Annotated in this window: 9 protein-coding genes; 5 read left to right on the top strand and 4 right to left on the bottom strand. The window is 61.5% G+C overall.

Going from position 1 to position 12,202, the window contains the following annotated elements; all coding sequences use genetic code 11:
• The first annotated feature begins 34 nt into the window (after window positions 1-34).
• Window positions 35-670 (top strand): dephospho-CoA kinase, encoded by a 636-nt coding sequence (gene coaE / locus AB8E48_RS03200; RefSeq protein ID WP_368885734.1) that lies wholly within the window; start codon window positions 35-37, stop codon window positions 668-670.
• A 181-nt stretch (window positions 671-851) separates the two neighbouring features.
• Here the strand turns inward: coaE and rpsA are convergent, their stop codons facing one another.
• Window positions 852-2,306, bottom strand: a complete 1,455-nt coding sequence (gene rpsA, locus AB8E48_RS03195; protein WP_314728891.1) for a 30S ribosomal protein S1 — start codon at window positions 2,304-2,306, stop codon at window positions 852-854.
• A gap of 702 nt (window positions 2,307-3,008) precedes the next feature.
• Entirely contained in the window at window positions 3,009-6,020 is a 3,012-nt protein-coding gene (polA, locus tag AB8E48_RS03190; RefSeq protein WP_368885733.1) for a DNA polymerase I, read from the bottom strand.
• 453 nt (window positions 6,021-6,473) lie between these two features.
• Between polA and AB8E48_RS03185 the strand changes: the two genes are divergently transcribed.
• The 3 genes from AB8E48_RS03185 (at window position 6,474) to AB8E48_RS03175 (ending at window position 8,683) form a co-directional block, all read left to right on the top strand.
• The gene (locus tag AB8E48_RS03185; RefSeq protein ID WP_368885732.1) at window positions 6,474-7,751 is read left to right on the top strand and encodes a dicarboxylate/amino acid:cation symporter; all 1,278 of its coding nucleotides are present in this window, start codon (window positions 6,474-6,476) and stop codon (window positions 7,749-7,751) included.
• A 122-nt stretch (window positions 7,752-7,873) separates the two neighbouring features.
• Window positions 7,874-8,380 (top strand): PaaI family thioesterase, encoded by a 507-nt coding sequence (locus AB8E48_RS03180; protein ID WP_070847530.1) that lies wholly within the window; start codon window positions 7,874-7,876, stop codon window positions 8,378-8,380.
• Window positions 8,381-8,434: 54 nt separating this feature from the next.
• Window positions 8,435-8,683 carry a hypothetical protein gene (locus AB8E48_RS03175; protein WP_049341350.1) on the top strand — a complete coding sequence of 83 codons (249 nt, stop codon included), beginning with the start codon at window positions 8,435-8,437 and terminating at the stop codon, window positions 8,681-8,683.
• Between the two features lie 255 nt (window positions 8,684-8,938).
• Here AB8E48_RS03175 and AB8E48_RS03170 read toward each other — a convergent pair whose 3' ends face one another.
• A complete protein-coding gene (locus tag AB8E48_RS03170; RefSeq protein ID WP_049327112.1) occupies window positions 8,939-9,550 on the bottom strand; it encodes an ANTAR domain-containing response regulator in 612 nt (203 codons plus the stop codon).
• Between the two features lie 441 nt (window positions 9,551-9,991).
• Here AB8E48_RS03170 and AB8E48_RS03165 point away from each other — a divergent pair, with 441 nt between their 5' ends.
• On the top strand, window positions 9,992-10,894 hold the full coding sequence (locus AB8E48_RS03165; protein WP_368885731.1) for a PIN-like domain-containing protein: 903 nt from the start codon (window positions 9,992-9,994) through the stop codon (window positions 10,892-10,894).
• A 180-nt stretch (window positions 10,895-11,074) separates the two neighbouring features.
• Here the strand turns inward: AB8E48_RS03165 and AB8E48_RS03160 are convergent, their stop codons facing one another.
• A complete protein-coding gene (locus tag AB8E48_RS03160; RefSeq protein WP_368885730.1) occupies window positions 11,075-12,115 on the bottom strand; it encodes a glycosyltransferase in 1,041 nt (346 codons plus the stop codon).
• Between the last annotated feature and the right edge of the window lie 87 nt (window positions 12,116-12,202).

Here is a 12,202-nt window from a genome sequence, read left to right as displayed (position 1 = left end):
TCTATTGTGGCACAGCCCGTCAGGAGCACCGTCCATGTCCCAATCTTCTTCCCCCGCGCCTACTGCCCTGCGCCGTTACGCCCTCACCGGGGGTATCGGCAGCGGCAAGAGCACCATCGCCTCCCTTTTCGTTGAGCAGGGCGCGTTCCTGGTGGATGCGGACGCTATCTCCCGCTCCCTCATGGAGCCCGGCGAGGCGGTGCTCGCCCGCACGGTCGCGGAGTTCGGTGAGCATCTGCTCGATGAGGACGGCACCCTCAACCGCCCCGCTCTGGCGCATATTGTGTTCAATGATGAGCAGGCGCGTCTGCGCCTGAACGCGATTGTGCACCCGGCTATTCGTGAGCGTGCCGCACAGCTGGTGGAGCAGGCACAGTCCGAGCCGGGGTTCAGCGGCATCATTCTGGAGGACATTCCGCTGCTCGTGGAGAGCGGTGACCCGTCCGCCTTCGACGGCGTGGTCGTGGTGCGCACTCCCCTGGCGACCCGCCTGCAACGCCTGGTCTCTTCACGCGGCATGAGTGAGGAGGATGCGCGTGCCCGCATTGCCGCGCAGGCAACCGATGAGCAGCGTGAGGCGGTCGCCACCTGGATTATCGATAATGGCGGCTCGCTGGAGGAGACCGCCGAGCAGGTGCGCGCCGTGTGGGAGCAGATGACCGCCGCCTAAAGATACCTCAACACCCCGCATCACCCGGCACCCAAAACCTACCCCGGGCCCCAGCCTCCCCATAACGCAAAGAACCCCCTCACCTCCCAAACGGGAGATAAGGGGGTTCCTCTGCTCTAAGCGGCCCCGCGGGGCCACCTATCGGCTATAACGCCTGATGAGTGCTCATCTGAGCGGCAGATTAGTTGCCGGTCAGCTTCTTGCGGAGCTCAGCCAGTGCCTCATCCGATGCGAGGGTGCCTGCGGAAGCGGGCTCCTCGGAGGAGTAGGAGGTCGGTGCGGGCTCAGCTGCTGCGGGAGCTGCTGCTGCAGCCTCTGCGTCAGCCTCGAGAGCCTTAGCAACCTGAACCTTGTGAGCCTCGAAGCGAGCCTGTGCCTCTGCGTACTGTGCTTCCCAAGCCTCGCGCTGTGCGTCGAAGCCTTCCAGCCACTCGTTAGCCTCGGGGTCGAAGCCCTCGGGGTACTTGTAGTTGCCAGCCTCGTCGTACTCTGCAGCCATGCCGTACAGAGCGGGGTCAAACTCGGTAGCGTTGGGGTCAACGCCCTCGTTTGCCTGCTTGAGGGACAGGGAGATGCGGCGGCGGTCCATGTCGATGTCGATGATCTTAACGAAGACCTCTTCACCAACGGAGACGACCTGCTCAGCCAGGTCAACGTGGCGGGTTGCCAGCTCGGAGATGTGGACGAGGCCCTCGATGCCGTCCTCAACGCGCACGAATGCACCGAAGGGAACGAGCTTGGTGACCTTGCCGGGAACAATCTGACCCAGAGCGTGGGTGCGAGCAAATGCCTGCCACGGATCTTCCTGGGTTGCCTTGAGAGACAGGGACACGCGCTCGCGGTCCAGGTCCACCTCGAGAACCTCGACGGTAACGGGCTGGCCAACCTCGACAACCTCGGAGGGGTGGTCGATGTGCTTCCAGGACAGCTCGGAAACGTGAACCAGACCGTCCACGCCACCCAGGTCCACGAATGCACCGAAGTTGACGATGGAGGAGACAACGCCCTCGCGGACCTGACCCTTCTCCAGCTCGTTGAGGAAGGAGGAGCGAACAGCGGACTGGGTCTCTTCCAGGTATGCACGGCGAGACAGAACAACGTTGTTGCGGTTCTTGTCCAGCTCGATGATCTTAGCTTCGAGCTGCTGGCCGATGTAGGGAGCGAGGTCGCGGACGCGGCGCATCTCAACGAGGGATGCGGGCAGGAAGCCACGCAGACCAATGTCGAGGATGAGGCCACCCTTGACAACCTCGATAACGGTACCGGTAACGACGCCGTCGTTTTCCTTGACCTTCTCGATGTCGCCCCATGCACGCTCGTACTGTGCGCGCTTCTTGGAGAGGATCAGGCGACCTTCCTTGTCCTCCTTGGTGAGGACGAGTGCCTCAACCTCGGAGCCGAGCTCGACAACCTCAGAGGGGTCGATGTCGTGCTTGATGGACAGCTCGCGGGAGGGGATGACGCCTTCGGTCTTGTAACCGATGTCGAGCAGAACCTCATCGTGGTCGATCTTAACAACCTGGCCGGAGACGAGATCGCCGTCGTTGAAGACCTTAATGGTCTGCTCGACAGCCTCGAGGAATGCCTGCTCGTCGCCGATGTCGTTGATTGCGACCTGAGGGATGTTGGTGCTCATGTAGTGAGGGCTCCAATTGGATTTCTAATAGGTCGACGCTGCCGGTTCGCCGTTCAACACCTCCGGGTGGAGGCGCCGGCTGGCTCACTTTTTCACCCCGGCGCGCACGGCATAGGGCCGCGAACACCATGACTTGGGGTGAGGAAACGTCGAGCTGACGGATACTTACAATGTGTACCACCCACCGGAAGCAGATGCTTTAAGCAGGGTGTACGAGCGGTCTGCGCCCGTTTTCTCAGGGAGAAAAAGAGCATAGAAAACCCGTACGTTGGTACACGCGATTAACAGTGTACGGGAATCCCGGGCGTGTCGTCAATGGTTACGCGCCCGGAATTCCCGTACTTATTTGCGGTTTTAGAGTTGTGGTTTGCGGAGGGTGCGGCGTTCGTCCTCGTTCCTACAGGGAACCCGCCCTCGCTTCGCTTCGGGCACCCTGATGTCACTACGGACGATACCGCCCCTCCACACGACGCACCAAGCCTAACCGGAGCGGGGTAGCTATACCCTCCGGAAGCGACATCAGGGTGCCCACCCGGACGCTCTCCGCAGCGAAGCAAGGAGAGAGCGGAGCGTCCGGGTGCGGCGGGTGCCCCTGCAGGAGCGGAGGAAGGGTATAGCGTACCCACCCACCCAGCCCTGTAGGAACGAGGACGAATACCGCTTTTCGCACGCAACCAAACGGAGTCGAGTGGCGAGACGAACCTAGTGACCCGCCTCCTGCCAGGACTTACCCCAGCCGACCTGCACATCCAGAGGAACACGCAGGGATGCGGCACCGCTCATCTCCTCGACGAGTACGCGTTCGGCGGCTTCACGCTCACCGGTGGCGACTTCGAGGATGATTTCGTCGTGCACCTGCAGCAGCATGCGGGTCTTCAAACCCTCTTCGCGTAGGCGGCGGTGAATATTGATCATGGCGATCTTGATGATGTCCGCGGCGGTGCCCTGAATGGGGGCGTTGAGGGCGGCGCGTTCGGCGGCTTCGCGGCGTACGCGGTTGGGCGAGTCCAGGTCGGGCAGCACGCGGCGGCGACCGAAAATGGTTTCGGTGTAGCCGTCCTGGTGTGCCTGCTTGAGCACGCCGCGAAGGAAGCGTCCCACGCGTCCGAAGCGCTTGAAGTAGTTGGTACGCAGTTCGCCTGCTTCGTCGGAGCTGATATTCAGCTGCTTGGCGAGGCCGAAGCGGGACAGGCCGTACGCCAGGCCGTAGGACATTGCCTTGACCTTGGAACGCTGCTCGGGGGTGACGTCCTCGGGGGCTACGCCGAAGACTTCGGAGCCGACGTAGCGGTGCAGGTCCTCCCCCGCTTCGTAGGCGGCGATGAGCTTCTCGTCGGCGGCGAGGTGCACCATGATGCGCATTTCAATCTGCGAGTAGTCGGCGGTGAGCAGACCCTCGTACTCCACACCGTCGATGGGTGCGGGCGCGACGATGAAGGCGCCACGGATGCGGCGGCCTTCCTCGGTACGGATCGGGATATTCTGCAGGTTCGGTGCGGTCGAGGAGAGTCGGCCGGTGGATGCGGCACCCTGCTGGAAGGTGGTGTGCACGCGTCCGTCGTCGGCGGCTGCTTTCTGCAGGCCTTCGACGGTCTGTACGAGTTTGATGTTGTCGCGGTAGGCGGCGAGCGCACCGAGGAATGCGGCACCGTCGGACTCCGGGGAGATTTTGGTGAGCAGTTCGGTGACGGATTCGGCGTCGGTGGAGTAGCCGGACTTGATTTTGCGGGTGTGCGGTAGGGCGAGCTTGTCGAAGAGCACGGTCTGCAGCTGTTTGACGGAGGCGAGGTTGAGGGGTTCTTCGCCGTCGTCGGTTTCGACGGTGTCGCCGACGATGGTGCGTGCGGCGTCCTGTGCCTGGGCGGCGCGTGCGGAGAAGGTGTCGTGCAGTTCGGCAAGGAGCGCGTCGGAGACGGCGATGCCTGCCTGCTCCATGTCTGCGAGGACGTAGAGCAGCGGCAGCTCGATTTCTTCGTAGACCTTCAGCTGGCCGTGCTCTTCCATTTCGTAGTGCAGCAGGCGCGCGAGTTCGTGGATGATGCGGCTAATCTGCGTGAAGTAGCGCAGGTTTTCGACGGGTTCGGCTTCGCCGGGCATGCTGAAGAGGGAGGGTTCTGCCTCTTCTTCTTCGGGCTGGAAGACGAGCTGTGCGTAGGGGTCCTTGGGAATCCAGAGGTAGCGTTCGGCGAGGTCTTCCATGCGTTCGGAGAAGAGCTTGCGGGTTGCGGTGGGGATGAAGCCGCACATGTAGGAGGACAGTGCGGGGTCTTCGACGGCGCCGGCGAGTTCGTAGCCGTAGGCGCGCATGAGTTTGCGCTGAACCTTGAGGTCCATGACGATTTTGCGGGCTGCTTCGTCGGAGAGCCACGCGGCGAGGGCGGCGTCAAGTTCCGGGTCGATGCTGCGGGTGTCAATCCAGAGGCTGGTGCTCTTGCTGGTGAGGAGCACGCCGAGCAGTTCGGGGTTTTCTTCGGCGGCGCGGATCTTGGTTTTGGTGACCTTGACGGCGGGTGCGTCGCCGATGGCGGGGCGTGCTACGGGCAGGTTGGTGACCGGGTAGAGGGTCACGGCGCCTTCGAGGCGTTCGGGTACGGCGATGGGCGCGCCCTGTTCGTCGGTGCCGTAGTTTTCTTCGGCTGCGGCGGCGCAGAAGGCGCGGAATGCTGCTGCGTCTGCGTTTTTGGTAGGTGCGCTAGTGGCGATGGGTGCGTAGACGGGGCCGGTGGGTGCCTTCTTGGCGGCGCCCTCCTCCCCTGCTTCTGCGGCGGAGCTGGTGGAGCCAGCGGATCCGGCGGCGCGCACGATGGGGCCGAGGGTGTCGGCGGCGCGCTTGCGGATGGTGCGGAACTCTACCTCGTCGAAGAAGGTGTTGAGTGCATCCAGGTCGGGGGTGAATGCGGTGTCTTCGAGGGTGACGTCCAGGTCGAGGTCGTTGACGAGCTGGTTGAGGCGACGGTTACGCACCACGTTGTCCACGTTCTCGCGCAGCGCCTCGCCCTTCTTGCCGCCAATCTTGTCGCGGTTGTCGAGCACGCCCTGCAGGGAACCGTATTCGCCGAGCCACTTGGCGGCGAAGCCGGGGCCCACGCCGGGCACGCCGGGCAGGTTGTCCGCCTGCTCGCCGGTGAGGGCAGCAAGGTCGGGGTACATGTGCGGGGGCACCTTGGTTTTCTTTTCGACGGCGGCGGGGTCCATGCGCTGAATACCCTTGGAGGAGCCGGTGGTGACCGGGTAGAGCAGGGTGACGTCGTCGGTGACGAGCTGGAAGATGTCGCGGTCGCCGGAGAGGATGAGAACCTTGTAGCCGGCTTCGGTGCCGCGGCGGGTGAGGGTTGCGACGATGTCGTCGGCTTCGTAGTTCTCGTAGGTGAGCGCGGGAATGTTCAGCGCGCCGAGCATCTTCTTGATGAGGTCAATCTGGCCGTTGAAGGCTTCGGGGATGGCGTTGCGGCCGCCCTTGTATTCGCCGTATTCGGCGGTGCGGAAGGTGCCGCCGGGCAGGTCGAAGGCTACGGCGATGTGGCTGGGCTGGTTGTCTTTGATGATGCTCAGCAGGGTGGAGAGGAAGGCGTGGACAGCTTCGGTGTGCTGGCCGTCGCTGCGCACGAAGATGTGCTGTCCAGTCTTCTCCGCCATGGTGTAGATGCCGAAGAAGGAGCGTAGGGCGAGGGAGTGTCCGTCAATGAGCAGGAGGGTTTTGTTCTCTGTAGTCACCCCTCTAGTGTATCGAGTCTGAGTTTTCTCGGTGGTTGGGTTCGTGACGGCTGGGTTCGAGCGGCTAGTTTCGACGGGTGCGGGTCAGCCCTGCAAGGAGGCGCCCGCGCCGTATTGGGTGCAGGCGCCGTGTAAGTCCTCGCGCCGTTCCGTGTGGCGGTTTGGCGGGGTGCGGGGAAGGAGTTTTACCTCATATATAGGTGATGTATAGGTGCTCGTGGGGTGCGTTTGGTGAGTTTTTCCTGCAAAACTGTGCCCCAAGCCACTATGTGAGGTGGATAATAATACAGTTTCCAGATAATATATAACCTTATTATCGCCTCCAGCGTAGGAAACCCCCACACCCCCGTGTATTCATAGGCAGAACTCTACCCAGAATTCACCGGCAGGATTCACCAGACCGTGAGGGCACCTCCCACGCTCAACACACAACGAACCCTCATTTAGGAAACTATGAAGGCACTCAAAAAACTTCCCCTCCTCGCGTGGATTATCATCGCGATCGCAGCGGGCGTGCTCATCGGCATGCTCACCCCCGGAATGATTAGCGGCATCAATGACGCAACCGGAGCAGCTATCCCCACTGACTTCATTGTGCAGCTCTTCGTCTCCTTCTCTACCGTGTTCAGCGCCTTCCTGAGCTTCGCTATCCCGCTGATTATTATCGGCTTCATCGTGCCCGGCATTGGTTCCCTCGCGCAGGGCGCGGGCAAGATGCTCGGCATCACCGTGGGCCTGGCGTACGTTTCCAGCATCCTCGCTGGCTTCCTGGCACTGATTAGCGCGTTGCTGCTCTACCCCATCATTCTGAAGGGCCAGCAGCTCGCCTCCTTCGACAACCCCGAGAACGCTCTCTCCAAGGGTTACATCTCCTTCGAGCTGACCCCGATTATGGGCGTGCTGAGTGCACTGATTCTCTCCTTCATCCTGGGCCTGGGCATTACCGCCCTGAAGACCCGTGCGATGCTGAACCTCTTCGAGGACTTCCAGGTCATCGTTGAGAAGATGCTCGGCTACGTGATTATTCCCCTGCTGCCCGTGCACATCGTGGGCGTGTTTGCGAACATGACCCTCGCCGGTCAGGTGGCGAAGATTCTCTCGGTCTTCGGTCTGGTGTTCGTCATGGTGATCATTCTGCACTGGGTCACCCTGGTACTGCAGTACTCGGTGGCTGGTGCGGTATCTCGCCGTAACCCTATCCAGATGCTCAAAGCCATGCTCCCGGCATACTTCACCGCAATCGGTACCCAGTCTTCGGCTGCAACCATTCCGGTGACCGTGCGTTCGGCAAAGAAGGCTGGCATCTCGCCCCGCGTGGTGGACTTCGCGATTCCGCTGTGTGCGACCATTCACCTCTCCGGCTCCATGATTACCATTACCTCCTGCTCGGTGGCAGTGCTATTCATGACCGGTCAGCACCCCGACTTCGGTAGCCTGATTCCCATGATTCTGGTGCTCGGCGTGATGATGGTTGCCGCTCCCGGCGTTCCCGGCGGTGGCGTGATGACCGCAATCGGTCTGCTGCAGTCCATGCTCGGCTTCGACGCCTCCATGATTGCCCTGATGATTGCCCTGTACCTGGCTCAGGACTCCTTCGGCACCGCAACCAACGTGACCGGTGACGCGACCATCGCAGCCCTGACCGAACGTATCTCCAAGGCAAGTGGCGTGAACCCCGATAAGGAAATCCGCGACGAGGACATCGAAAAGGCAGAAGCTATTTCCGCCTAACCCTCTCCGCCTCCGCAGCGTTTTTCAGCCCCGTCTCCCCATTCAGGAGGCGGGGCTGATGCGTACCCGGAGCCTCCCCCCGCAGGTCAAAGCACCAAAAACCGAGGAGTACACTGGAAGTCATGACTGAAAACAACACACAGCACGCACCCGTCCGCGCGGCAGCACCCACCACCCTTACCGCAGAAGAAATCAAGGCACAGCTGACCGAGAGCGGCATCCCCGAGCACCTGCACTCCTACTTCCCCCGCGGCCTGGGCGAGCTCATCCCCGCCATGGGCATTAAGTTCCAGGAACTCACCGCAGAACGCACCGTCGCAACCATGCCCGTCGCCGGTAACACTCAGCCCATCGGCCTGCTGCACGGTGGCGCTAACGTGGTGCTCGCCGAGACCCTCGGCTCCCTCTCTGCAGGCGTGCACGGCGGCGAAGACCTCGTAGCAGTCGGCGTGGACATCAACGCAACCCACGTGCGCCCGGCAGTCTCCGGTGTGGTCACCGCAACCTGCACCGCCGTTAAGCTCGGACGCACCCTATGCATCCACTCCATCGACATTGTGGATGAGCGCGGCCGCACCACCTGCACCGCACGCATCACCAACATGCTGATTCCCCGCCCCACCGCCTAAGCCAACACCGTCTAAGCTAAGGTAGAGGGAACGACCCCCAACGAAAGGACAACCATGGCCCGCGAGCGCACCCCCTATTTCAAGCGTTACCCGAAGATTGTGCGCGCCAAGCGCATTGTCCTGCCCATCGCAATCGGTGTGATGCTGGTGTGCCTGGTGACCGCGATTAATAATCCCGGCAGCTTCTGGTGGCTGGGCGTGATGCTCGGTACCGGTGGCATGCTCTGGGCTGGTTCTCCGACGGACCGCCCCATCAGCGGCCCCAACAATGACGACGACGATTTGAACCGCTACCTGCGTTAGGCTCTGCCTGCCTTAGGGTTCCCACCCGCGCTAGGCACCCGGTTCGCCGCGCGTACCCGCGAACGGTCAGAAACGAACGGTTAAACACGAACGCCCCGTCCCTCAGCTTCATCGTGAGGGGTGGGGCGTTTGTGTGTCATGAATAAAGGCGCTGGCTCATCACTGCACCAGCTGTGTGTGCTCAGCGGCGAATCCTAGTCTTCGCCGTAGCGTGCATTCGTACCTGTACTGTCACGTACTGTGTACGTCTTGTGCTTAGGAGAGCTGCTTGATGATGGTGTCAGAAACTTCGCGCATGGACAGGCGGCGGTCCATGGAGGTCTTCTGAATCCAGCGGAATGCTTCCGGCTCAGTCAGGTTCATCTTGGTGATGAGCAGCGACTTTGCGCGGTCAACGAGCTTGCGGGTCTCGAACTGGTCGCGGATGGTGCCAACTTCCTTCTCGAGGGCACGAATCTGCTCGTAGCGGCTGATTGCCACCTCGATTGCGGGAACCAGATCGTTCGGGGAGAAAGGCTTGACGACGTACGCCATAGCGCCTGCCTCAACGGCACGGTCGACGAGTTCCTTCTGGCTGAATGCAGTCAGCAGAACGACGGGAGCAATCTGCTCCTTCGCGATTTCCTCGGCTGCGGTGATGCCGTCCATAATCGGCATCTTCACGTCCATGAGGACGAGGTCGGGGCGGTGCTTCTGCGCCAGCTCGACGGCAGTCTTGCCGTTATCGGTTTCTGCAACAACATCGAAACCCTGGTCCTTCAGAATTTCTACGATGTCGAGGCGAATCAATGCCTCGTCTTCTGCCACGACGACGGTGCGGGCGGGACCCTGCTCCTCTGCCTGGTCCTGAGTGGTCAGCTCTGACATTACTCTTCTCCTTTATCAAATTTCAGTCACTTTAAAGTTTACAGGAGGGAATAAATGTTCATCTACTTTCGCGCCTTGTCCCCCGCGTGTTATATGCGTCCTATGTGCAGGTGGGAGGGGTTTTCTGAGGTCATTTTGAGCGCCACCCCATAGATTTTGCACATTAATGCACCTTTTTGTTCTATACTGCTCATAACAACGCAGAAAAAACCGCGCAGCATAGACGTCACGCGGCGAAATTCACAGCTAAAACATAGACCCGAAAATGACTCTGACATGCAGTAACACACCATCGGGCTAAACCTAAACGTAATAAACAAAATATTTATACCGAAACTCCATCACCTGCCAAAGAAGGCCGATACACTGGAATGGATTATTCTCCTCGACTTCTCCGGCACTCGCATTTGACCGACCATACTCGATACCCGGAGGGGATTCATGTCAATCACCCGTCAAGCACGCACCCTGTACTCAGACTTCGTCGAGTACAAGGAACTCGATCGCGAACCGCTGACTTCCATTCACCCCGGAATTCTCGTCGCCTTCGACTCCACCGCGCTTGCAAGCCTCTACAACTACCCAACCCACATTAGCGACGAAATCCTCCGCGCCTACTCCCAACTCCGCGGACACGCCTTTCTCCCCCACCAGGCACTCAAAGAATTCTGGGCAGCACTCGACGGCGCATCCCCCGTGCCCGCCGCCGCAGAACGCGTCCGCTCAGCGCTCGCATCCTTCAAAGAAACCCTGCCCGCAGAAAGCCACTCCCCCTGGAGTGCGCTACGTTCAGTCACGCACCAGCTGGACCACTCCATCGCGCAGATCATGCGGATTCTCGAACCCACCACCGACACCGGATCCATCAACGTGGCGCGCCGCGAAGACGACACGATCCTGCCGCGACTGAACCGCATCTTCACCGGACACGTAGGCGCAGCCCCCAGCCCCGAACGCCACGAACAGCAGTGCCGCGAAGCACTCGAACAGGGCCACCCGCTGCTGGCGAGCACCTCCTTCGACGCCGACTTCGCGCTCTGGAACCAGTGCATCGCCGAAGCCACCACCCGCGTGAAGGGCACCGACTGCGTATTCGTCACCGGCGGCGTGCGCGACACCTGGCTACGCAACGGCCCGCAGGTACGCGCCGCATCGGGTGACGAGCCCGTACACCAGCTCGCAAACCGTCAGCTGCTGCGTGAATACGCGCAGGCAACCGGAGGCGGTGTGTTCCGCATCTACACCGTCGAGGAGATTCTGCGACTCGCCTCCAAGCAGTACGGCGTGACCGTCAGCGACGCAACCTACAGTGCAATCCGCGCGGAACAGCCCGTAGCTGTGTAAATTCGCCGTATAAAGTCACCGCTGAGAATAATCCCACCACACTGACCACAATTAACCGCAAGAAGCCACATGTGTTCCGAACACATGTGGCTTCTTAGCGTCTGCAGGCAGGGTGTCTACGAGCAGAGTATCTGCAGGCAGAGCGCTTACCGGGTCAGAGTATCTACCGGGCGCGAAAACCTACTTCTCGCGGCTTGCGCGGTAGAGCTCCGCGGCGCGCTCCTCCGAGGACTCGTCATCGCCGAGCACCAGGTAGCACAGGTACAGGGTGAAGGCGGCGCGGCGGTCATCAGCGAGCGCGCTGGTTCCCTCACCAGGCTGGGTACCGAAAGCGATAGCGTCGTGTGCCTGGGGAAGGGCGGCGAGCAGGTGCGCGGCAGTTTCGTAGCCGTCCTGGTTGCCGGGCAGGGTGAAGTGGTGCGGCTCCGAGTTCTCGGTAGCGCCGGCTTCCGCACGGGCGGCGGAAAAGTTAGCCTTGAGGACGTCCTCAACGCGGCGAATCTGCTCAGCATCGGGCAGGGTACGGTCCGCGGCAAACGCAACGTGGATGCTGTTCAGGGTCTCGTAGGGGTGCTCGCCCGCGTAGTATCCGGCGGCGAGCGCATAGCCGGTCAGCAGGCGTGCCTCGTCGGCGGTGAAGGTGCCGCGCGCCTCACGCAGGGCGGGCAGCAGAAGTTCGGTCAGGAGCGGGTGCAGGGACTCGGGGGCGTTCGCGATAGCCTCCTGCAGGGACTCTTCCGCCTGCGCGGTGGGCTCGGCGTTGAGCAGGGTCAGGAAAGCCTCATCGGTGCCATCCCAGTAGCGGGCAATCAGTACGAGGGTCGCAATGAGCGCGAGCAGTTCGCGGTAGTCGCCGGAACGGTCAGAACCGAAAGTGTTAGCAACAACGCGAGCGAGCATACGGGCGGCGATGTTCTCGAGGACGAACTCGTCGTAGGGGTTCTCGCCGGGCCAGTTAGCGGAATCGGGCAGGTAGGTTTCGTCCAGGTAGCGCAGGACCGGATCGAGGGGTGCGGGCGCATCCGCGACAAGGTCGGGGCAGCACTGCACAACCCAGCTGTTCACGGTCGCCTCGTCGGCAATGCCGGTAGCCTCAGCGAGCTGGGTGCGCGAAAGATTGTAGGGTGCAACGAGTGCGGCGAGGTCGTCGCAGGCGCCGTTGGAGCGGTAGGTGGGCTGGTAGTTGGCGTTGGGAAGAGTTCCGGGGAGGGCGGCTGCCATGGTGGCTCCTTCGCTGAGTTTCGGGGTGAATTGGGTTGTATGGTGTGCGATGCGCCCGACCGTTTGAGGGCCCTGCGCGTCTTCTAA

The organism is Rothia mucilaginosa, from assembly GCF_964211445.1.
GTDB lineage: Bacteria > Actinomycetota > Actinomycetes > Actinomycetales > Micrococcaceae > Rothia > Rothia mucilaginosa_E.
This window is presented reverse-complemented; position numbering and strand designations above follow the sequence as displayed.